The organism is Tenacibaculum mesophilum (genome assembly GCF_003867075.1).
GTDB lineage: Bacteria > Bacteroidota > Bacteroidia > Flavobacteriales > Flavobacteriaceae > Polaribacter > Polaribacter mesophilus.
This window is the reverse complement of sequence record NZ_CP032544.1, coordinates 1,677,101-1,701,162: the sequence shown is the minus strand read 5'-3', so window position 1 is coordinate 1,701,162 and position 24,062 is coordinate 1,677,101. Positions and strand designations below refer to the sequence as shown.

The window sequence follows — 24,062 nt, the reverse complement described above, 5'->3', positions numbered from 1 at the left end:
GATAAATGCTTCAAAAATTATTTTCAAAATCAGAATTTTTAAAAAATGTTCTTACATTAACCACAGGAGCAACATTAAGTTCTGCAATACCAATATTAGCATATTTTTTTTTAACTAGGATTTATACCCCATCTGATTTTGGTACCTTATCAGTATTTATTTCTATATACTCCATATTAGCTGTAATAGGAACGGGTAAATATGAGTTAGCTATTCCATTGCCTGAAAAAAAGGAGGATGCAGTTTATCTAGTATTTTTGTGTTTAATTCTTAACACGCTTTTTTCAGTTTTTTTATTATTAATAGTTTTTCTTTTTTACGATTATATAGTTTTCCTGATAGATAATAATGATTTAAAAAAATGGATTTATTTCTTCCCCGTCTTAACGTTTTTGGTCGGAACGTATCAAACCTTTTATTACTATAATTTAAGAGTTAAAAAATTTAAAGAAATATCAAAGTCAAAAATTTATAAATCTTTAAGTTTATCTTTTTCTCAAATTGTATTAGGCCTGTTTAAATTTACCTCATTTGGTTTAATTTTAGGGAATATTATATCAAACTTCTCAGCTAATATTAATCTTATTAAAACCTTTTTTGTAAATGAAGGATTATATTCATACAAACAAAAAACAAAAAAAGACTTTAAACTTGTTGCAAAAGAATACATAAATTTCCCGAAGTTTACATTAGTATCTACCCTTTTAAATACTGCATCTGTTCAAATTCCAATACTTTTATTTTCAGCTTTATTTACTACCAGTTTTGTAGGGCAGTTTTCTATTTCTCATAAAGTTTTAAGCATGCCTATGATTTTATTAGGAGGTGCCATAGGGCAAGTGTACTATCAACGAATTACAGATCAAGAGTTTGTTAGTGACGAATATTTAAAACATATTACATGGAAATTATATAAAATATTATTATTGGTAGGTATATTACCTTTGTCTATAATTTTCTTTTTTGGCGACTCTATATTTGTATTTGCTTTTGGTAGTAAGTGGTTATTGGCAGGTGAGTATGCAAAACCAATAAGTATTTGGATTCTTTTTGTGTTTATATCTTCCCCATTATCCTCAATGTTATTCGCTAAGGGTTTTCAAAAGCAAGCTTTGTTGTTTCAAATTTTTGTATTCATCTCTAGAGTTTTGATAATTTATATTTGCGCAAAGATAGGAGAGGATGAATTATCAATGGTTAATTATTATTCAGTAGTAGGTTTTTTATTGTATTTATTTTTAGTATTTTATGTTTTTTATAAGATAAAAATTCCGATAATAAAAGTTTTTAAGTTTACAGTTATTGTGTTTTTAGCTGTTTTTAGCTTGTTAAAAATATTAAAACTTATAATATTATAATTATGAAATTATCATTAATAAATAACAAGGGGTTTAGGTGGTGTAAATACCAGAATATTTACTTTAAAGGAAACTTTATATTAAATAATGTAATTTATAATTCTAATTTATTTAATAATCAAACGGATCAATTACCAAAAAACATAATAGAAAATGATTCGTTAAAAAAAACGTATGGACAATTTTTATTTGTTGTAGAAGAGGGAAATACTATTATAGTAATAACAGACTTTTTAAGAAGCTTTAACCTATTTTATCAAAAGAATAATTCTGAATATATAATCTCGGATCTTAACGATAAGTTTAATAAAAAAGATATAAACAATAGTTGCTTAGATGAGTTTACTTATACAGGCTTTGTTACAAATAATAATACTATTTACAACGGAGTTAAATCACTAGAATCCTGTAGAAAGTATATATTTAAAAACGATAAAGTAACAAGCTTAGAATATTTTAAATTTAAGTATGATCATACAGCAAAAATAAATTGTAAAGAAAAGATAAATTCTATTTACGATGCTGTTTTTAAGGATTTTATTACTGCCACAAAAGATAAAACTATTGTTATTCCTTTAAGTGGCGGTTATGACTCTAGAATTATTGTGCAGTATTTACATAAATATAAAGTACCCAATAAAGTTATTTGTTTTACTTATGGGGTCAAAGGAAATAAAGAATCGAATATATCTAAAGAGGTAGCAAATTTTTATGGATATGAATGGCATTTTGTAGAGTATACAAAAAGTAAATGGTCACAATCCAGGGTGCTTAAATATGTGGAGGAAACATTTGATGGTGTTTCATTACCACATATTCAGGATTTTATAGCTATAAAAGAATTGAAAGACAATAAGTTAATACCAGACGATGCTATTATTGTACCTGGACATTCAGGAGATTTTATTGCAGGTAGTCACCTAAATCAAAGAGTATTAAACTGTAAAACAAGAGAAGTTTTCGTATATGAAATTCTCTGGAAAAATTATATCCTTAATTTTAGTTTAAATTTTAAAACATTGTATTCACTTGTTAATAAACAAGTAGAAAAATATTTAAATAACTCAGACTATGTGAATTCTTTTGAAGAATGGAATTTTAAGGAGAGACAAGCAAAATTTATAGTTAATTCAGTTAGGGTTTATGAGTATTTTGGTTACGAATGGAGTATTCCCCTTTGGGATGTAAGATTAATAGAATTTTGGTTGAGGGTTAACAATCAAGAACGTTTAAATAGAAAATTATATTTTGAATTTATAAGTTCAAAAGATAAATGGCATATACCAGAAATAAAAACTAATTTGGTAACAGAATTAAAAATATATAAGTACTATTTAAAATGGGCACGCGTGATCTACTTAAATATTACTAATTCTATTTTAAATAAAGAACATCCAATGGGGTGGTACGGAATTTTTAATTATAAATTTAGATTTTCTCATAGCTCAATAAACTCATTGTTAGTTAAGGAGTTAGAGGATGTGGTAAAAAATAAATAAATGATTTATCTTCTTATAAGCCTATTTGTTTTACTTGTTTCTTTTAAATTGTTTAAAAAAGCGGCGGGTACTATGCAACTTAATAGATTAAACATGATTTCTTGGGTTTTTTATTTCAATTTACTAGTACAGTCTTTTTTTGCTGCATTATTGGTTGTAAATAAATTAGATAACCATTATATGATTGATAAAATTTATTACGAAAGTTCTCGGTTTTATGGATGGTTAGCTGTTATGTATACTATGGTTGCTATGCCCATAGGGATGCTTTTTGCCAATCTTTTCTTTAAAGGTGAAGTTAAAACTTATTTAAATGAGTATGCAAAAAAAAAAATTGTTTCTGTAATAAGTTTTAAAGACTCTTACATACGGTTACCTTTATATTTAATTTCAATTATTTGTATATTATCAATTTTTTACACCTTTCATTATTTGTCAGAAATACCTATTTTAAAAGTAATTAAAGGTAATGCTACAGTTATAGAGTTAGCTGGATTGAGAGCAAATTCTTCAAGAAATTTTGCAGGAAATGTATTTATAAGGAACATTTTTGGAATAACATTAACTCCAATTTTAACTTTTATTTTTTATTGTTACTATAAAAAAACAAAATCAAAAAAAGATTTAATCATTTTTTTAATAATGTTCATGTTTTCTTTTTTAATATTAACATATAATCTTGAAAAATCTAGGTTTGTTTTTTTTCTTTTAGGTTTTATGTTTTTAAAGATTCTTATTAATGGTACAATAAGAAAGAAAGTACTAATTTATTTTGGAAGCTTAACAATGATTTTAATTGTTATAGCCTATATGAAAATATCTCAAAAAACAGATGTGACAATGTTGTTTTCAAATTATAGTTCTGGTATTTTAGGACGAGTTTTTTTATCACAAGCAGGTGGTACCTATTTAATGTTTGATTACTTCCCCCGAGTTTATGATTTTATAGGAATTAATTCATTTTCAAATGTATTGTCGAATACTTTAGATTTAAACCACTCTGAAAGGGCGGCAAGATTGGTAATGCTAAAAGCAAACCCCCGTTTTGCTGAAGTTCAAGGTGTTGTTAATTCTCTTTTTATAGGGGAAGCTTGGGCTAATTTTGGAGTTATAGGAGTTGTGATAGCTCCTTTATATGTAGGGGCAGTAATACAAACATTATTTAGACTACTTTTGTCGTTTAAAAAAACACCAATTACTTTGGCCTTATTGGCTTATTTTAGTTATAGCTCTTCAGTTACAGGAGGGATAAATGATTACTTTTATAATATGCAATATTTAATTTTAATGGGGATTTTATTTTCCGTGTATTTAACGAGTAAAGCATTATATATAATATATAACAAAACACACTCATCAATTTTTTAAATAAAAAATGAAAAGAATAATTTTCCATATACCTAATCAGATTAATAAAAACTTAGCTTCAGGCTCTCAAATAAGACCTGTTAAAATGTTAGAAGCTTTTAAAAATGTTGGTTATCATGTGGATGTAGTAATGGGAAGAGTAAAAGAAAGGAGAAAGCAAATAAGAAAGATAAAACAGAATATAAAACAAGGGGTTAACTACTCTTATTTATATAGCGAAAGCTCTACTATGCCGACAGCATTGACAGAACCACATCACTTACCCATAGCTCCTTTTTTAGATTTTAAATTCTTTAGGTTTTGTAAAAAAAACAATATAAAGATAGGTCTTTTCTATAGAGATGTGTATTGGGTTTTTGAAGAATATAAAAAAAGAACTTCTTTTTTTAAAAGGATATTAGCAAAATCTTTTTATAAGTTTGATTTATACAATTACAACAAAAGCCTAGATATTTTATACCTTCCGTCAAAATTAATGAACAATTATATTCCCGTTGAAATAAATTGTGAAATCAAAGAATTACCACCCGCTATTTCTAGCTCAATAATACCAAAAAAAGAAATAAATAGCAATGAGATAGATTTTATTTACATTGGAGGAATTTCACCAATTTATGATATTAAGTTATTTGTTAAAGTAGTATGTGAAGTAGGTGTTAATGCTATCAATTTATGTACAAGAGAAAACGAATGGAAACAATATGTTAATAATTACCAAAGTTATTCGAACTGTATAAATGTTTATCATAAAAGTGGAGATGAATTAAAAGAAATCTACGATAAAAGCACAATTGGAGTTTACTTTGTAAAGCCACAAAAAATTTGGAGCTTTGCCGTGGGAGTAAAACTTTTCGAATATCTTAGTTATAGAAAACCAATAATAGCTGTTGAGGGTACAGCAGTAGGCAGTTTTGTTAGTGAAAATAATATTGGCTGGGTTATTCCTTATGAAGAGAAAGAGTTGAAAAAGTTAATTCTGTTTATCAATAAAAATCCTCAAGAGGTTTTATTGAAAAAAAAGAACATAGAAAATATTATAGAAGATAATACTTGGGAATCAAGAATTGAGAAGATTGATAATGACCTAAGTTTAATTTAAACAAAAGGAAAAATAAACTTTAAAAAGAATAAGAATGAAAATACTTACTATTCTTGGGGCTAGACCTCAATTTATTAAAGCGGGAAGTGTGAGTCGTGAGATTTTAAAACATGATACAATTCAAGAAATAATTATACATACTGGACAGCATTATGATAAAAACATGAGTGATGTTTTTTTTGATGAAATGAAAATACCAAAACCAGATTATTTTTTAGGTATAGGAGGCAAAACTCATGCAGTTATGACTGGGCAGATGATGGAAAAGATTGAGGAAATAGCTTTAGAAGAGGCTCCAGATTGGATATTAGTTTATGGAGACACTAACTCAACGTTAGCAGGCGCAATAGTTGCAAGTAAATTGCACATAAAATTAGCTCATATTGAAGCTGGTTTACGAAGTTTTAATATGAAAATGCCTGAAGAAGTAAATAGAATTCTTACAGATAGAGTTAGTAATCTACTGCTTTGCCCTACCAACACCGCAGTACATAATTTAAAAGAAGAAGGATACGATAATATTGATTGTAAGATTGTAAATACTGGAGATGTAATGCAGGACGGAGCTATATTTTATAAGCAGTTTGCTAGAAAGCCTAAAATAGATATCAAAAAAAATTTTATTTTATCAACTATCCATAGAGCTGAAAATACAAACGATTTGTATAGATTGAAAAACATATTTGAAGCTATTGAAATAATAGCGAAAGAAAGCCAAGTGATATTACCTCTACACCCTAGAACAAAAAAAGTATTAAAAGAAAACAATATTGATTTATCTACTAATATTACAATTATAGATCCAATAGGTTATTTGGAAATGGTGTGGTTAATTAATAATTGTAAGTTAGTAATGACCGATAGTGGCGGTTTACAAAAAGAAGCTTTCTTCTTTGAAAAACCATGTGTAACACTGAGAGATGATACTGAGTGGGCTGGATTAGTAGAAAATAAAGCTAATATTTTAGTAGGAGCAAATAAAGAAGCTATCTTAGACGGATACAAAACAATGAAAAATGCTAATATTGATTTCTCATTAAATTTATTTGGAGGAGGTAAAGCAAGTGAAAAAATTATAAGAGAAATAAAAAGTTATGAAAATATTATTATTGTCTGATTGTAATAGTATTCATACAATTAAGTGGGCAACTTCTTTGTTTAAAAAAAGCATAGATGTTTCAATATTTAGTATAAATAAATGCAAAGTAGTGGACTATGAAGAGTATCCTGCAATAAAAATTTACGATAGTACTGTAAAAGTAACAAGAAGTGAAAGTACTTTGGATAAAGTAAGATATTTAAAATTACTTCCTCAATTAAAAAAAGTAATAGGTGAAATAGAACCTGATATTGTACATGCGCATTATGCTTCTAGTTATGGTGTTTTGGGAGCACTTTGTAATTTTTCTCCATTTATACTATCTGTTTGGGGGTCAGATGTTTTTAGTTTTCCTAAAAAGTCATTTTTATATAGAAGTATACTTAAATTTAACTTAAGAAAAGCTAATAAAATTTTATCAACTTCTCATATAATGGCAAAGGAAACAAGTTTGTATACAGAAAAAAAAATAATAATAACACCTTTTGGAGTAGATATAGAAAAGTTCAGTAACCAAAAAAAAGAAACATTATTTAATGAAGAAGATATTGTGATAGGAACGATAAAAGCTTTAGAAGAAATTTATGGGATAAAATACTTGATCGAAGCTTTTGCAGTTATTTGTAAGAAGTACAAAAACTTACCTTTAAAATTATTAATTGTAGGAGAAGGCAGTCAAGAAAGAGAGTTAAAAAATCAAACAAAAAAGTTAAATATAGAAGATAAGGTTGTTTTTACTGGGAAAATTCCTTTTGAGAATATACCTAATTATCATAATATGTTGTCAATCTCTGTTTACTTATCAAAAGAAGAGAGTTTTGGAGTAGCTATTATTGAATCCTCATCCTGTGAGAAACCAGTTATTGTTAGTAATGTAGGAGGTTTGCCTGAGGTCGTTAAAGACGGTGTAACTGGAATTGTAGTTCCAGGACAAAATATTGATAAAACAGTTCAAGCCTTAGAAAAATTAATTTTAGATAAAAATCTTCAAGAACAAATGGGAAAAGCAGGTAGAAAAAGAGTAGAAAAAATGTACAATTGGGAAGAAAATGTACAGCAGATGATTAAAATATACGAGGAAGAGTTGGGTGTTTAATTGATTTTAATATTTGCTCAAGTGCAATGAGGTTATTAAAAATATAAAGATATCAATAACATCAACACAACTTGGAAAAACTCATTCAAGAAACAAGTATATACTAATAGGGAACTTTTAATAATAGATAGTTATTTTGTTAATATACAAGGGGTTAGTATGTTTATGTACACAGAAATTGCAAGATAACTTTTTCAACTAGAAACTAATTTAGGAGTAGGTTTAACAAGAAACAACTCAATAGAACTTCTGGTTGTTTTATTGTTTTTTGTAATAAAGATGATGTTTAATCAGAGAATCAGTTAGAAATATTGAATGAGAAAAAAACAATGTGTAATGTAAATGTTTTCATAAAAGGAGATACTATTTACAGTCAATAAATTTAAGAACAAATTAATAATATGTTTTAAAGAGGATGAAAAGAGTTTTGTTTTTAACGGATAATTTCTATCCCGAATTAAATGCTCCAGCCACCAGAACACTTGAACACTGTAAAGTTTGGGTTAAAAAAGGATATGATGTAACTGTAATAACTGGAGTTCCTAACTTTCCAAAAGGGAAAGTATTCAAAGGATATAAGAATAAAATATTTCAAAAAGAAAAAATTGAAGGAATTAATGTAATCAGGGTGTGGACTTATATTACAGCAAATGAAGGATTTTTGAAAAGAGTATTTGATTATTTAAGCTTTATGATTAGCTCATTCTTTGTTGGAATATTTTTAAAGACAGATATAATTATAGCTACTTCTCCACAATTCTTTACTGCTATTTCAGGAAGGTGGTTAGGTTTTTGGAAAAGAAAAAAATGGGTAATGGAAGTAAGAGATATCTGGCCAGAATCTATCAAAACTGTTGGAGTGATGAAGGACGGTGTAGCAATACGTTTTTTCGAATTTTTAGAAAAAAGAATGTATAAAAGTGCACACAAAATTATAGTAGTTACAAATAGTATTAAAGACTATATAGTTAAAGAACATAGTATCGATTCAGAGAAAATAGAAGTTATAAGAAATGGTGTAAATAAGGAATTTTTTTATCCAACTCCTAAAAAAGAAAGATTACTTAAAGAGTTAGGTGTAGAGAAAAAAATTATAGTAAGTTATATAGGTACTCATGGAATGGCTCACGCTTTAGATTTTATTTTAAAGTCGATTAAAGAAGTTTCTGAAGATTATCATTTCTTATTTATAGGTGAAGGAGCGGAAAAGGATAGGTTAATTCAATTGAAAAATGAGTTGAAGTTAAGAAATGTTACTATGATAGGAATGCAACCTAAAAATAAAATTAGAGATTATATATCAATATCAGACATAAGTCTTGTTAACTTGAAAAAATCAGACACTTTTAAAGGAGCTATTCCTTCAAAAATATTTGAAAATGCTGCAATGTATAAACCTATATTATTAGGACTAGAAGGTGAAGCGAAAGACATTATTGAGAGGTATGGAATAGGAGTGTCTTTTACACCTGAAAATAAAATAGCTTTTTTAAAACAACTAGATTATTTAAGTGAAAAAAAGATTAAAAAAGAAGGGTTTGACAAGTTTATAGAAGATTTTGATAGAACTAATTTAGCTATTAAAATGATAAATTTTATTACTATTTAAAACAATAATAAAAGTACTAATGTCAACTAGAAGATAAAAAAAGAAGAATAAATTTTTTAATGCCAGTAACTTTCTTAATTTTGCGTTAAAAATTCCATGCTATTATGTTGTTAGGCTTATTGGGTATGTTTTTGTTAGGTTCTTTTTTAGTAACCTATTGTATTATACCTAAAATAATTAAAGTAGTGTTTCATAAGAAATTGCTAGATGAACCTAATATAAGGAGTTCTCACAAAAGAGTAACACCAACACTTGGAGGAGTCGCTTTTTTTATAACTATAATATTGTCTTTTTTCTTTTTAAAAAAATGGGATGAAGATATCATAAGTTTAAACTTAATGGTGAGCTTGACTGTTTTGTTTATAATTGGTTTGAAAGACGACTTAGTAGCATTGTCAGCTACTACAAAATCGATAGCCCAAATATTAGCCATAACTTTTTTAGTATGTGATAATAATTTGTTGATAGAGTCTCTGGGAGGCTTTTTAGGAATAACTGAATTAAATTATTGGTTTTACTTATTCTTTATTTATTTTTCAATTTTCTTTATAATAAATTCATTTAACCTAATTGATGGTATTGATGGTTTAGCTTCTTCAGTTGGAATAACAATATTTACATTTTTTGCTGTTATTTTTTACTTTTTAGAAAAGAATTATTATTTCTTTCTATGTATGGTTATCGTAGGGACACTACTAGCTTTTTTGACTTATAACTTATCTGAAAAGAAAAAGATATTTATGGGGGATACCGGTTCTATGATTATAGGCTTTCTAATAGCTGTATTGGCATTAAAAATACTATCATATCAAAAAGAAATTGGGTCTATAGGAGTTTTACCTGAAAATTTACCTATAATTATAACTTCAATAATATCAATCCCTATTCTTGATACTATAAGGGTTTTTATTATTAGAACTGTAAATAAAAAAAGCTTTTTTATAGCAGATAGAAATCATGTACACCATATTTTTATAGATAGAGGTTTTACTCATAAAAAAACAACATTTTTTATAGTTATAATAAACATGATTATTACATTGATAATATATTTGTTGTCAATGAGATTTAATAGTTTTATTTTATTATTGTTTTTTGTTTTATTATCAATGGTTTTTTATTTAGCTATTTTTTATTTGTTAAAAAAAAATGAGTCTAATGACTTAAAAAAAAAACGCTAATTTTCTAAATAGAGTAGCAGACTCCATTTTAAGTGTGTTTTTATAGAAAAAGAAGCTTCTTTTACAACAATAGAGATACCTTTTACACTAAACTTAATTACTCTTGAAATATTATACTTTAAAAGACACATTAAAAATTTCTTATAAACGCAAAAAATACTCGTAACAAATAATTTAGGATTTATAGGATTTCATGTAGTTATAGAACTACAAAACGAAAGTTTTTAAGTTATAATTATTGATGATTAATCAAACAGTAAAATTGAAGTATTAGGTCAAATAACTGAGATTTCTAATGTTAAACCAAACTTTTATTAAATATACCTAAGAGATAAAAAAGTAGTACATAGCTTTTTTAATGAGAGTGTAATTGATGGAGTAATACATTGTTACATATGTATATGCAGATACAACTAAAGCGAATGAAGTTTTAGGATGGAAGCCTCAAGAAACATTAGAAGAGGCTTTATTATCCGCCTGGAAATGGCAGCAAAAACAGTAATAATTTAGAATTCAAAGCTCAGGTTTTCCTGAGCTTTATTTTTTCTATAAATTAGCGTACTTTAAACGTTTGATAAATGAAGGGTATTATATTAGCAGGAGGTTCGGGAACACGATTATATCCAATTACTAAAGGAGTATCAAAGCAGTTACTTCCGGTATATGATAAACCGATGATTTATTATCCATTATCAGTATTGATGTTAGCTGGTATTCGAGAAATATTAATTATCTCTACACCAGATGATCTTCCAAGTTTTCAAAAATTATTAGGAGATGGTAATGATTTAGGAATACACTTAAGTTATGCAGTACAACCTTCACCTGACGGATTAGCACAAGCATTTATCATTGGTGAAGAATTTATAGCGAAGGATGATGTTTGTCTTATTTTAGGAGATAATATTTTTTATGGTCATGGATTACCTGAAATGTTACAATCTGCAATTGATAATATAAAAGAAAAAAATAAAGCCACTGTTTTTGGATACAATGTAAAAGATCCTCAACGTTACGGAGTAGTAGATTTTGATGTTAATGGAAATGCTATTTCTATTATAGAAAAACCTGAGATTCCTAAATCTAATTATGCGGTAGTTGGTTTGTATTTTTATCCAAATGATGTAATTCAAGTAGCCAAAAATGTAAAACCATCAGAAAGAGGAGAGTTGGAAATTACTTCTGTAAACCAGTATTATTTAGAAAACGAACAACTAAAAGTTGAATTGATGGGACGTGGTTTTGCTTGGTTAGATACCGGGACGCATGATTCTTTATTAGAAGCAAGTCAATTTATTGAAACCATTGAAAAACGTCAAGGTTTAAAAGTAGCATGTATAGAAGAAATAGCGCTCTATATGGGGTATATTAATAAGGAACAAGTCAGAAATTTAGCAGGACCTTTGAAAAAAAACAGCTACGGACAATATTTATTAAACTTAGCAAAAGAGAAATAATGATTTTTACGAAGACCAAAATTCCTGAAGTTGTTGTTATTGAACCAAAAATTTTTGGAGATCAAAGAGGGTATTTTTTTGAATCTTTCAATCAAAAAGAATTTAAAGAAAATATAGGAAATGTAAATTTTGTTCAAGACAATGAGTCGAAATCGACTTATGGAGTTCTACGCGGATTACATTTTCAAAAGCCACCTTTTGCTCAAGCGAAGCTAGTGCGATGTATTCAAGGAAAAGTATTAGATGTAGTTGTGGATGTTCGAAAAGATTCACCTACCTATAGTAAGTACATCACCTTAGAATTATCTGAAGAAAATAAAAAACAACTATTTATACCGAGAGGGTTTGCACACGGATTTGTAACCTTATCCAAAGAAGCTGTTTTTGCATACAAAGTAGATAATTGGTATGCCCCTGAATATGACTCAGGAATTATTTGGAATGATACTACATTGAATATTGATTGGAGAATTGATACTGAAGACATAATACTTTCTTCAAAAGACCAACAACTTTCTACTTTTACAGAGTTAAAAACTCCGTTTATTTATTAGTAACTTTGAGTTTATATACTAAACTTTCATGAGGAATATATTAATTACAGGAGGAGCTGGCTTTATAGGCTCTCATGTGGTAAGATTGTTTGTAAATAAATACCCAAACAAACACATAGTAAATTTAGATGCGTTAACATACGCAGGAAATCTAGAAAATTTAAAAGACATTGAGCATCAACCGAACTACACCTTTGTAAAAGGAGATATTTGCGATGAAGATTTATTGAAAAAATTGTTTTCTAGCTATTCAATTGATGGAATTATTCATTTAGCAGCTGAATCGCATGTAGATCGCTCTATTACAGATCCTTTGTCGTTTGTTAAAACAAATGTTTATGGAACCTTAAATTTATTAGAAGTAGCAAAAAATAGTTGGAAAGACAATTTTAAAGGAAAATTGTTTTATCATATTTCTACGGATGAGGTTTATGGAAGTTTAGGAAATGATGGTTTTTTTACTGAAAAAACTTCGTATAATCCCCAATCACCATATTCAGCATCCAAAGCTTCATCAGATCATTTTGTAAGGGCATACAAAAACACCTATGGTTTGCCAATCGTAATTTCTAACTGTTCAAATAATTACGGATCATATCAGTTTCCTGAGAAATTAATTCCGTTATTCATTAATAATATTTGTAGTAACAAACCTTTACCAGTGTACGGTAAAGGAGAAAATGTAAGAGATTGGTTATACGTGGAAGATCATGCGAAAGCAATAGATGTTATTTTTCATAAAGGGATAATTGGAGATACGTATAATATTGGAGGGCTTAATGAATGGAAAAATATTGATTTAATTAAAGTTCTAATAAAAGTAGTAGATAAGTTTCTTGGAAGAGATGAAGGAGCGTCAGAAAAACTTATCACTCACGTTAAAGATAGAGCAGGTCATGATTTTCGTTATGCAATAGACGCATCAAAGCTTAAGAATGAGCTAGGATGGAAACCTTCTTTACAATTTGAAGAAGGAATAGAAAAAACAGTTAAATGGTATTTGAAAAATAAAGATTGGGTTAAGAATGTCACAAGTGGAGAGTACCAAAAATATTACAAAGAAATGTATGGGTAATACAAAAGCCAAAACTTTTTAGTTTTGGCTTTTGTATTATAAAATTTAGATTAGATTTTATCTAAGTCTACTTAAACTTAAATCTTCATTGTATTTAACAATAAATAAACCTTGATTTCCACTGCTCCCAAACATCTTTTTATGGTAGTCAAATTTATTTTCAACACGTAAAGAAACACCTTTTTTAAAGGTGTCTGTAAGTTCATTTCCTGAAGCCAAACGCATTAAAACATCATATGTTATATCAAAACCTTTAATAGCATAGTCTGAAGGAATAGTGTTGTTTTTTTGTAAATATTTATTGTTAAAATCTTTAGTTTCTATGGCATTTTCGTCTGAATAAGTATTAGAAACATAAGTGAAATTTATACTAGCAAGTTTATTATTATCAATCTTATCGTAAGCATTGCCTTTACTAATAGCAAATACCTGAACTTTAGTTTCGTCAGGTAAACTAATCATACTATTTAGAGCATCAGCAACTACTACATTGTCGTCAGAAGCAATTATAACCCAGTTATGTCTTTTAGAAGACATCTTACTTGTAAAACGCGTTCTCTTTATATAGCCTTTTTCAGGCTTTAAGACATGTATATTATTAATACTATCATGTTTTTTTAGTTCAGATATAATTATAGAAACTTTTGAATTTGTGTCTTTCTTTTCGTCACTGACAATAAATATTTCTTGATCTTTATAACTATCTTTTAAATAAGATGCTAAGTATATCTGATAGCTGTTTTTTTCAGGAGCTGTCTTAATTAACTTAGGTGAAGAAAATTTATCTTGTTTATTAGAGTAGTGTGGAAAAACGACTTTAGAGTTTACATTACGAGCAATAACTTCTGCTTTATCAGAATAAAAAGGACCAATAATTACATCTGTATTTTCTAATTTTTTATTTTCAAGAATTGTGGTTACATTCTTTCCTCTATTTCCTGTATCAAAAACGTTAACATTTACTTTAACTCCTTGTCTTTTTATAGAATCAATAGCAATTTCTGCTCCCATATAGAAGTCAGTTACCATATTAGTTAAAGGGTTGTCATCAAAAATATCTTTATTTGATTTTTCACTATATTCATCAGCCTTGAAAGGAAGTAAAATAGCAAGATTAATAGATGTGTTAACTTGAATAGAATCTTTGTAAAAAGAATAGTTTTCTCTTTTACTAACCTCTTCAATAGGTTTTATTTTTAATAATTGACCTACTGATAATTTATTGTCAGCCAAATCTGGATATTCTGGGTTCAAGCGTAGTAAGTCCTCTTTAGATACATTGTAAAAACGAGTTAAACTATACATAGTTTCTTTACTCTTAACAGTATGCGTTAAGAATTTTTCTAAAACTTCATTTTTATTAATAGTAACTGTTTTTTCTAAAGCCTTAACCTTTAATATCTGACCAATACTTAAATTATTACTTTGAATATTGGTGTACTCAGGGTTAAATTTAATTAAATCCTCTTTTGTTATACCATATTGTTTTGTAATACGATACACAGTTTCTCCCTTTTGAACTTCGTGAGTTTCATACTCAACAACTGTTTGTTGAAAAACAGTATCATCTTCTCCAGTTTCAATAGCCGTACCTTTGTTATTATTAGTATCGGTAGTATTTACCTCTTCTTCAGCTGAGGTAGTAGACGAAGAAGTACTCTTTTTAATTTTAGGGTTTGGTATTACAATTACTGTGTTAGCTTCAGGACGTCTTCCGACATCAGGGTTTAAACGTAATAAATCTTTCGTTTTTATGTCTAAACGATCCGCAATGTCTCGCATCGTTTCACCTTCTTGAATTTTGTAGGATACATAACGTTTTTGCTGGCCACAAGAAACGGCAAAAGTTAAAACACAAACTAATAGTAAAAACTGTAATTTCTTCATCTACTCTTTTTTTATATTAATGGTGGATTTTTATTCCCACTCAATTGTTGCTGGTGGTTTAGAGCTAATGTCATATACAACTCTGTTTACACCTTTTACATTATTAATTATTTTATTTGATGTTTTTTGTAAAAACTCATAAGGTAAATTTACCCAGTCAGCAGTCATACCATCAGTGCTTTCTACAGCTCGTAAAGCTACCACTTTTTCGTAGGTTCTTTCATCTCCCATAACCCCAACAGAATTTACGGGTAATAAAATAGCACCAGCTTGCCATACTTTATTATACAACCCACTTTCTTTTAATCCGTTGATGAATACAGCATCTACTTCTTGTAAAATACGAACCTTTTCAGCTGTAATATCTCCTAAGATTCTAATAGCTAAACCAGGCCCAGGAAAAGGGTGACGACCTAATAATTCTTTATCAATTCCCATAGAAGCACCAACCCTACGTACTTCATCTTTAAAAATCATACGTAAAGGCTCAACAACTTTCAATTTCATGAAATCAGGTAAACCACCTACATTATGATGACTTTTAATAGTAGCTGAAGGACCTCCATTAACTGAAACTGACTCAATTACATCGGGATAAATTGTTCCCTGTGCTAACCATTTGGCATCTTCTATTTGGTGTGCTTCATCATCAAAAACATCAATAAAAACCTTACCAATAGCTTTACGTTTTGCTTCTGGGTCACTTAATCCAGCTAGTTCGTCCAAAAAACGTGCCGAAGCATCGACCCCTTTAACGTTTAACCCCATACCTTCGTATTGTTTTAATACGTCGGTGAACTCATTTTTACGTAACAATCCGTTGTTTACGAAAATACAGTGCAAATTACTTCCAATTGCTTTGTGTAATAAAACTGCAGCTACGGTAGAATCTACTCCTCCAGATAAACCTAAAACAACTTTGTCATTACCAATCTTAGCTTTTAATTCAGCTACAGTTTCGTCAACAAAAGAATCTGGTGTCCATGTTTGAGCTACCCCAGCTATAGTAACTAAAAAATTTTGTAATAATTGTTTACCATCAGTAGAATGATAAACCTCTGGATGAAATTGGATGGCATAGGTAGTTTCACCTTCAATTTTATAAGCAGCATTATCAACATCGTGAGTACTTGCTAATAATGTTCCGCCAGTAGGCAATTCTTTAATAGTATCTGAATGGCTCATCCAAACTTGGCTTCCTTCAGAAATCCCTTTAAAAAATTCCTCTCCTTCTTTAATAAAAGATAAGTTAGCTCTACCATACTCACGAGTATTAGAAGGAGCTACTAAACCACCTGAAAAATGAGCTAAATATTGTGCGCCATAGCACACTGCTAATAATGGTTTCTTACCTCTGATTTCAGACAAATTTGGATGAGGAGCCTCTTCTGAACGAACAGATGATGGACTTCCAGAAAGAATTACAGCTTTAAAATCGTTTAAATTTTGTGGTATTTTATTGTAAGGATGAATTTCACAATAAATGTTTAATTCTCTTACACGGCGCGCAATTAACTGTGTGTATTGCGATCCGAAATCTAATATAAGTACATTGTGTTGTTGCATGCGCAAAAATAGTACTTACATTTTATATTTGCGAGAATATTTAGTAAGAAATTAAAGAGTTTTTTAAACTATTAAATCTTGTAAACTATAGCATTAATATTCATACCAGCACCTACTGATGCTAAAATAATAACATCTCCTTTTTTTACTTCTTGGTTTTCAATATTTCCTTTTAAAACTAAATCAAGTAGGGTAGGTACGGTTGCTACTGAACTATTTCCTAATTTATGAATGCTCATTGGCATAACACCTTCAGGAATTGGTTTTTTGTACAAACGATAAAAGCGTTTAATAATAGCTTCATCCATTTTTTCATTGGCCTGATGAATGAATATTTTTTTTACATCATCAATAGCTACACCACTTTTATCTAAAGCAGTTTGCATAGCTTTTGGAACATTGGTTAAGGCAAATTCATAAATTTTTCTTCCATGCATCTTAATGTAGCGTACGTCTTTGTCTTTGTTTTTATCGTTTGAATTTCCAAAAAATAAAAAGTAGGCTTCATCTTTAGTAAAGGTTTGTGAAGCATGGCTTAAAATTCCACTGTCATTTTTATCAGTAGCTTCTATGATGCAGGCACCAGCACCATCACTATAAATCATAGAGTCACGGTCATTCATGTCAACAACCCTTGATAAAGTCTCACCACCAATAACTAAACATTTTGTAGCAATTCCTGCTTTTATAAACGCTTGTGCTTGAATGACACCTTCAACCCAACCAGGACAACCAAATAAAATATCGTAGGCAACACAGTTAGGGGTTTTTATTTGTAACAAATGTTTTACACGAGTAGCTAAACTTGGAAGAATGTCACTTTGAATGGCATTCTTTTTAACATCACCAAAATTATGAGCAAAAATAATATAATCTAATTCTTCTTGATTAATTTTAGCGTCTTTAATAGCTTTTTGCGCAGCAAAAAAACCTAAATCTGAAGCTTTATATTCATCTTTAGCGTAACGACGTTCTTCAATGCCAGTAATGGATTTGAATTTTTCAATAATTATAGGGTTAGGGTTGTCAAAAGATGTTCCATCGGCATTTAAAAATGAATGATTATTAAAGTTAGCATTTTCCTTTTTGATAGATGGGATAAATGAACCTGTTCCTGTAATTACTGATTTCTTCATTGAAATAAATGATTTTTTTAGGGTTGGTAATTACAAATAAAATATTTTTATTGATGATAACCGTTTTATTTACATTCAAATTCAAATATTTGTTATGTTTTTAAAAAAAACAAGTTAAATTGTTTTTTTTTAAAAACAGAGGTGCTTTTTTTGTGATTTTGATACTCGGTAGTTGTTACAAATATGAGCTATCAAATGAAAAAGGTAATAATGAAAGTAACGATTCCGTTTTTACTATTTGTCCAACTTCTCCTGTAAATAGTATTTCAATTGGTTGTTTTTGGTTGATTTCATATTCTGATAATGTTTGACGACAAGCTCCACAAGGACCAACAGGTTTATCTACCGTAGAGTTTTCAGAAGCAGCAGTAATGGCTATTTTTAGTACTTTCATGTTAGGGTATTCAGAGCCCGCTTTCCAAATAGCTACTCGTTCTGCGCACATACCTGAAGGATAAGCAGCGCTTTCTTGATTGTTTCCTAAAACAACTTGACCATTGTCTAGTAATACAGCAGCTCCAACATTAAATTTAGAGTAAGGAGCGTAAGCTTTTTGTCTTGCCTCAATAGCTTTTTGAATTAAAAAAGCATCTTCAGTTGATAATTGTGATATATTATCAAATACAGTTGCTTTAGTAGTTACGTCAATTTTCTTCATCGTAAATAAATTAGTCAAAAAAAGCAGTCGGTAAGACTGCTTTTGTATTCTGATACGAATTTATAAAAAAAATACCACTTTTTAATATACTTCATATAGTTCTCCTAAATCAAAAGATAAAGAAAACCGTAATGTATTTTCTAACGGGTTGTTAACAGCTGCAGTATTTATTAAATAAGATAAATCTAAAGTAAAAGCTCTAGCAGTAAATCCTGTACCTAAGGTAAAGTATTGACGTTGTCCTTTTTCTTCACTCTCATGAAAATAACCAGCTCTAAGAGCAAAGGCATTGTTATACAGATATTCTGCACCTAAAGCCCATGTAGTTTCTTGCAATTCTTCACTAAAACTTCTGTCTCCTAAAGATGTAAACATTCCTTCAAACCAACTTCTCTCTGAGTTAGGACTTGAAGGAACAAGTAATTTTGTAAGTTCCAAGTTAAGTCCCAAAATGTTTTTGTCATCAAAAATGAAATCAAAACCACCACCAATTTTTGCATTGGTTGGGATGAAGTTAGGAACACCAGGACTATATTCTACTTTTGGGCCAATATTAGCGATATTAAAACCTAATCGGTAACGACCATTAAAGCTTCCAAAGTTTTTTTCCTTAGATTGATAATAACCAGAAACATCAACTGCAAAAGAATTAACTGCATCTAAGTTGGAGTCATTACTTCTGATTTTATAATTAGAATGAATATACTTTAAACCTATACCCATAGAAAAATTTTCACTCAACTTTAATGAATAAATACCAGTAATAGCTAATTCATTTGGGTTTTCAATTCCATTAGAACCGCCATTAGTATCTGTTAAATTAACTTCTCCAAGAGAAAAGTATTTTAAGTCAACACCCCAAGCAGATTTTTCACTGTACCTATTAACGTAAGAGCCTCCACCAACAAAAATATCGTCAGTTAAGTTTCTAAGCCAAGGCGTGTAATTGAGTCCTATGCTAATTTTATTTTGATTAAATGCAGTTTTTGCAGGGTTATGAAAAATTGAATAAGCATCTGAAGAGGTAGCTACTCCAATATCTCCCATACCACCAGCACGAGCATCAGGTGTAATCAATAAGAAAGGCATTGCCGTTGTGTTTATTGATGTTTGGGCTTGCGCTTTATTTTGAAGGGTAAAGCACACAAAAAATAATACGATAGATAATTTTTTCATGTAAAATTTGATTAATTGTTTAGCAAATATATAATTTTTCTTGAGGGAGTTTATAACTAGTAACTTTTTTTAGATTTCGTATAAATAAAACTTAATGGTTTATTTATTAGTTAACTAACTAAACGAGTTTGCTTAAACAATATTATATATTGTATACGTAATAATGAAAAAAATATTTTTAGGCTGTTAAAAAATAATAAACTTTAATAGTCTGTTTTTTAATCTTTTTCTTAGATTCGTAATACTAAAGTATAAAAACTGTCGTTTGTAATCTAGCATAGATAAGGTTACTAAATGTGAATTTATAAATAAATTAGTTGTAAGAAATTAGAAATATTGTAAATTGCGACACCCTTAAAAAACAGTTAAAAATACATGAAAAGTACGTTGAAATTATTTAGTTTATTGGCGATCACTAGTTTATTAATTACTTCTTGTAAAAGTAATGGAGGTGGGTCGAGTAAATCTTCATTAACTGGTTGGAACTTTAATGACCCAAACTATGGAGGATATTTAAAGGGAGAGTATAAAGAAGGAAAAAATGTACCACCAGGGATGGTTCACATAGAAGGAGGTACTTTCACCATGGGATTAGTACAAGATGATGTTATGTTTGATTGGAATACAACTCCACAAAAAATGCATGTTCGTACTTTTTACATGGATGAAACAGAGGTAACGAATGCAGAATATGGGTTATTTATGCAGTATACTAAAGATGTTTTTCCTCCAGAAGATCCACAGTTTAAAAACATTTACCCTTCGGTATTACCAGATACTTTGGTATGGAGGAAAGGATTAGGGAATACGAATCTTTTATCAGAGAGTTATTTAAGACACCCTTCTTATGCTGAATATCCAGTTGTAGGTGTTAGTTGGATTCAAGCAAATAAATATTGTAAGTGGCGTACCAATGCTGTTAACTTGAAAATTTTAATGGATAAAGGTGTTATAAAAAACATTTTTAAAGAAGATTCTATAAGCTTTAAAGGAGAAAATAATTTTGATACCGATACTTATTTAACAGATCCTTACGCGATATTCGACGGAGACTCTACAATTTATAAAAAGGGTATACCAGTTCCAAAGGTAAAAGGAGAACCAAAACCAGAAAAAGGAACCTTCACAGGTAGACAGGTTACATCTTCAGATGGTATTTTATCTCAAAAATTCAGACTGCCTACTGAGGTAGAATGGGAATATGCTGCAAAAGCTATTTTTGAAAACCGTGAATATAATAATATTAGAGGAAGAAAAAAATATGCTTGGAGTGGAAAGTATACTCGTGACAGAGATAAGAGAAGAAGAGGAGATCAATTAGCTAACTTTAAGCAAGGAAAAGGAGATTATAGTGGTATTGCTGGATGGAGTAGTGATGGATCAGATATTCCTAATGCAGTAAGAAGTTACCCTCCTAATGCTTTTGGACTATATGATATGTCTGGTAATGTTTCTGAATGGGTAGAAGATGTGTATAGACCAATTATCGATTCTGAAGCAAATGACTTTAATTATTTTAGAGGTAACATTTTTACTAAAAAATTAATCAATGAAGAGGGTAAAGTTGTTATTGTGGGTGATGGTGAAGTAGAGTATGATACTTTAGAAAACGGTAGAATTGTTCCTAAAGATTTACCGGGAAGTGTTAAGTATATTCCTATTACTAAAGAAGATACTTACATGAGAAGAAATTATAACTTAGCTAACAATTCTAGTTTAGGTGATGGAGATCAGGCTTCTTCTAAGTTCTATGGATTAGATAAAGATCAATTAGATCGTACAAAAAGAATGTATAACTCTCCTCAAAAGCCAGAAGCTGAAATTGACACATTAGGTAATGTGGTTAATAATTATAAATATGATGATAAGAGAAGAACTACATTAATTAGTGATAAGTCTAGAGTATATAAAGGTGGTTCTTGGGCTGACAGAGAGTACTGGTTAGATCCAGCTCAAAGAAGATATTTCCCAGAATATATGGCAACAAACTACATAGGGTTTAGATGTGCTACAGATAAAATGGGACCAATGGTGCTAAATAAAAGAAAAACAGCTACACCAGATAGAGCTAGATAATAAAATAGTATTTTATACAACAAAACCTCATTGAATTTCAATGAGGTTTTTTATTTTTACTTTATGAAGATAGAAGAGTTATACAGTTTATATATCACACATGGTTTAGTAGATACAGATACTAGAACTATTAGAAAAAACACACTTTTTTTTGCATTAAAAGGAGAGAATTTTAATGGAAATATGTTTGCCGAAGAGGCAATAACTAATGGAGCTAGTTACGCAATAATTGATGAAGCTGATTATAAAACTTCAGAAAAATTAATTTTGGTTGATAATGTTTTGGAAACTCTACAAAAACTTGCAAATCATCATAGAAATCAATTAGGAATTCCTGTAATCGCATTAACAGGAAGTAATGGGAAAACAACAACAAAAGAATTGATAAATTCAGTTTTATCAAAAAAATATAAAACTACAGCAACTTTAGGAAATCTTAATAATCATATTGGTGTACCATTAACTTTATTGTCAATGAATAAGAATACAGAAGTTGGCATTGTAGAAATGGGAGCAAATCATGCTAAAGAAATTGAGTTTTTATCAGAAATAGCAAGCCCTGATTATGGGTATATAACAAATTTTGGAAGCGCACATTTAGAAGGTTTTGGTTCTTTAGAAGGTGTGGTAAAGGCTAAATCAGAATTATATGATTATTTGAGAGCCAAAAACAAAAAAGTTTTTGTTAATCCCAATGATGAAAAGCAGATAGCTAAAACAAAAGATATAGAGAGTATTACCTTTGATGAAAGCATAAAGTTTTTAGAGGCTAATCCATTTGTAAAGTTGTCGTATAATAATACAGAGATATTAAGTAATTTAATAGGAGTCTATAACTTTGCTAACATATCAGCGGCGATAACTATTGGTAATTACTTTAATGTAACAACAGAATTAATAAAAGAGGCAATTGAAAGTTACGTCCCTTCTAACAATAGGTCTCAGGTAATAAATACAAAAACTAATAGAATAATTCTAGATGCTTACAATGCTAACCCTACAAGTATGAAAGCAGCCTTAGAGAGTTTTAGTAAGCTGCAAGCTAATAATAAAACAATAATTTTAGGAGATATGTTTGAACTTGGAAAATATAGTTCAAACGAACACCAGAGTATTGTAAATTTTATAAAAGAATTAAACTTAGACGAAGCTTTCCTTATAGGTGAGAATTTTTATAAAACCACGACTAAGTATAAAAGGTTTAATGGGTTTTATGAGTTTGAAGAATATATAAAGAACAACCAAATTGAGAGTAGCACAATTTTAGTAAAAGGCTCTAGAGGTATGGCTTTAGAAAGAGTTGTAGCGCTTTTTTAAAAAGAATTATTTCGGTGAAAGTTAACCAAATTATCAATAGGACGTTGAATTACATTAGTAATAGATAAATTATTTTTAGAGGCGACATTGTCTAATATATCCTGAAAGTAATAAGCAATTGATCCGATAAAATAAATTGGTGTTTGACTATTTTTTTCAAAAGGAAGAATACGATACTTGAAAAACTCTTGAACTCCTTTTTTTATCATTTTTCTGACGTATTTTTCATCTCTATACTCCAGCATAAATTTAGCAAAAGAAGCTAAATACATATTTGGATATGGTTTTTTATATAGGTTTATTTTTACGGTATCAGTATCAAGTTCAAAAGAAGTTTTAAATGCTGAAGCTATTTTTTTTGGCATTTTATTATAGTAAAAATCACGTAATAATTTTTTGCCAAAATAATTCCCGCTAGCTTCATCCATAATAGTGTAGCCAAGTGATGGAGCTGTAGTAATCATGTCTTTTCCATCATAATAACAGCTGTTAGAACCTGTTCCTAAGATACACACAATACCAGGATTTTTACCAGTACTAGCATAAACAGCGGCTAAGGTATCTTCAGAAACAAATACAGTTGCTTTTTTAAAGATAGATTTTAGAACATTTTGTAAACTTTTAGCAGCTTTAGGACTTCCACAACCAGCTCCATAAAAGTGGACTTGTAAAGTGTCGTTTTGTATTTTTAATAAGTTGTTAGCATTATTTATTGTGCTAAGCATTTCATCTTTTGTTAAAACAGACGGGTTTAGACCTAGAGTAGTTGTTCTAAAAACTTCTTTTTTAGTATCATCGAGAGCTATCCAATCAGCTTTAGTAGAACCACCATCGGCAATTAAAACCATTTC

19 protein-coding genes and 1 pseudogene are annotated in these 24,062 nt (G+C 29.2%); 14 read left to right on the top strand and 6 right to left on the bottom strand.

From position 1 onward, the window contains the following. Positions 1 to 5 precede the first annotated feature (5 nt). The 12 genes and pseudogenes from D6200_RS07805 to rfbB all read left to right on the top strand — a co-directional run bounded on the left by D6200_RS07805 (position 6) and on the right by rfbB (position 13,395). Positions 6 to 1,358, top strand: coding sequence for a lipopolysaccharide biosynthesis protein (locus D6200_RS07805; protein ID WP_073184727.1), 1,353 nt, complete (start codon positions 6 to 8; stop codon positions 1,356 to 1,358). A gap of 2 nt (positions 1,359 to 1,360) precedes the next feature. Next, positions 1,361 to 2,857: an asparagine synthase C-terminal domain-containing protein gene (locus D6200_RS07800; RefSeq protein WP_073184725.1), complete on the top strand. Its 1,497-nt coding sequence runs from the start codon at positions 1,361 to 1,363 to the stop codon at positions 2,855 to 2,857. A gap of 72 nt (positions 2,858 to 2,929) precedes the next feature. Continuing rightward, positions 2,930 to 4,225, top strand: a complete 1,296-nt coding sequence (locus D6200_RS07795) for an O-antigen polymerase (RefSeq protein WP_125064396.1) — start codon at positions 2,930 to 2,932, stop codon at positions 4,223 to 4,225. A 7-nt stretch (positions 4,226 to 4,232) separates the two neighbouring features. Beyond that, complete coding sequence (locus D6200_RS07790) at positions 4,233 to 5,324, top strand: glycosyltransferase family protein (protein ID WP_073184722.1); 1,092 nt, start codon at positions 4,233 to 4,235, stop codon at positions 5,322 to 5,324. A 34-nt stretch (positions 5,325 to 5,358) separates the two neighbouring features. After that, entirely contained in the window at positions 5,359 to 6,441 is a 1,083-nt protein-coding gene (wecB, locus tag D6200_RS07785; RefSeq protein ID WP_073184719.1) for a non-hydrolyzing UDP-N-acetylglucosamine 2-epimerase, read from the top strand. Next, a complete protein-coding gene (locus D6200_RS07780; RefSeq protein ID WP_073184717.1) occupies positions 6,419 to 7,519 on the top strand; it encodes a glycosyltransferase in 1,101 nt (366 codons plus the stop codon). The genes wecB and D6200_RS07780 overlap by 23 nt, the downstream gene beginning before the upstream one ends. Positions 7,520 to 7,934: 415 nt before the next feature. After that, on the top strand, positions 7,935 to 9,128 hold the full coding sequence (locus D6200_RS07775; protein ID WP_047790240.1) for a glycosyltransferase family 4 protein: 1,194 nt from the start codon (positions 7,935 to 7,937) through the stop codon (positions 9,126 to 9,128). A gap of 104 nt (positions 9,129 to 9,232) precedes the next feature. Continuing rightward, positions 9,233 to 10,309, top strand: coding sequence for a glycosyltransferase family 4 protein (locus D6200_RS07770; protein ID WP_073184714.1), 1,077 nt, complete (start codon positions 9,233 to 9,235; stop codon positions 10,307 to 10,309). A gap of 388 nt (positions 10,310 to 10,697) precedes the next feature. Further along, positions 10,698 to 10,811: pseudogene (locus D6200_RS15565) on the top strand (UDP-glucose 4-epimerase GalE); the annotation flags it as partial. Positions 10,812 to 10,887: 76 nt separating this feature from the next. Beyond that, positions 10,888 to 11,766, top strand: a complete 879-nt coding sequence (gene rfbA / locus D6200_RS07765) for a glucose-1-phosphate thymidylyltransferase RfbA (RefSeq protein WP_047790238.1) — start codon at positions 10,888 to 10,890, stop codon at positions 11,764 to 11,766. After that, the gene (rfbC, locus tag D6200_RS07760; RefSeq protein ID WP_073184712.1) at positions 11,766 to 12,320 is read left to right on the top strand and encodes a dTDP-4-dehydrorhamnose 3,5-epimerase; all 555 of its coding nucleotides are present in this window, start codon (positions 11,766 to 11,768) and stop codon (positions 12,318 to 12,320) included. The genes rfbA and rfbC overlap by 1 nt, the downstream gene beginning before the upstream one ends. A gap of 28 nt (positions 12,321 to 12,348) precedes the next feature. Beyond that, positions 12,349 to 13,395, top strand: a complete 1,047-nt coding sequence (gene rfbB / locus D6200_RS07755) for a dTDP-glucose 4,6-dehydratase (RefSeq protein ID WP_073184710.1) — start codon at positions 12,349 to 12,351, stop codon at positions 13,393 to 13,395. Positions 13,396 to 13,452: 57 nt separating this feature from the next. On the opposite strand, the gene D6200_RS07750 is transcribed toward rfbB, so the two are convergent. From D6200_RS07750 to porV, 5 genes are all read right to left on the bottom strand, one after another. Then, complete coding sequence (locus tag D6200_RS07750) at positions 13,453 to 15,282, bottom strand: amino acid ABC transporter substrate-binding protein (RefSeq protein ID WP_073184708.1); 1,830 nt, start codon at positions 15,280 to 15,282, stop codon at positions 13,453 to 13,455. A gap of 30 nt (positions 15,283 to 15,312) precedes the next feature. Beyond that, the gene (guaA, locus tag D6200_RS07745) at positions 15,313 to 16,848 is read right to left on the bottom strand and encodes a glutamine-hydrolyzing GMP synthase (protein WP_073184706.1); all 1,536 of its coding nucleotides are present in this window, start codon (positions 16,846 to 16,848) and stop codon (positions 15,313 to 15,315) included. 71 nt (positions 16,849 to 16,919) lie between these two features. Beyond that, positions 16,920 to 17,984 (bottom strand): 3-oxoacyl-ACP synthase III family protein, encoded by a 1,065-nt coding sequence (locus tag D6200_RS07740; RefSeq protein WP_073184704.1) that lies wholly within the window; start codon positions 17,982 to 17,984, stop codon positions 16,920 to 16,922. Positions 17,985 to 18,159: 175 nt separating this feature from the next. Next, entirely contained in the window at positions 18,160 to 18,642 is a 483-nt protein-coding gene (cdd, locus tag D6200_RS07735; RefSeq protein WP_047790233.1) for a cytidine deaminase, read from the bottom strand. Positions 18,643 to 18,723: 81 nt separating this feature from the next. Next, positions 18,724 to 19,818 (bottom strand): type IX secretion system outer membrane channel protein PorV, encoded by a 1,095-nt coding sequence (gene porV, locus D6200_RS07730; protein WP_073184702.1) that lies wholly within the window; start codon positions 19,816 to 19,818, stop codon positions 18,724 to 18,726. Positions 19,819 to 20,193: 375 nt separating this feature from the next. Between porV and gldJ the strand changes: the two genes are divergently transcribed. Then, complete coding sequence (gene gldJ, locus D6200_RS07725) at positions 20,194 to 21,894, top strand: gliding motility lipoprotein GldJ (protein ID WP_047790231.1); 1,701 nt, start codon at positions 20,194 to 20,196, stop codon at positions 21,892 to 21,894. 63 nt (positions 21,895 to 21,957) lie between these two features. Further along, positions 21,958 to 23,211 (top strand): UDP-N-acetylmuramoyl-tripeptide--D-alanyl-D-alanine ligase, encoded by a 1,254-nt coding sequence (locus tag D6200_RS07720; protein ID WP_073184700.1) that lies wholly within the window; start codon positions 21,958 to 21,960, stop codon positions 23,209 to 23,211. Here the strand turns inward: D6200_RS07720 and D6200_RS07715 are convergent. After that, on the bottom strand, positions 23,208 to 24,059 hold the full coding sequence (locus D6200_RS07715; protein WP_047790229.1) for an N-acetylglucosamine kinase: 852 nt from the start codon (positions 24,057 to 24,059) through the stop codon (positions 23,208 to 23,210). The two genes, D6200_RS07720 and D6200_RS07715, sit on opposite strands and share 4 nt — an antisense overlap. Between the last annotated feature and the right edge of the window lie 3 nt (positions 24,060 to 24,062).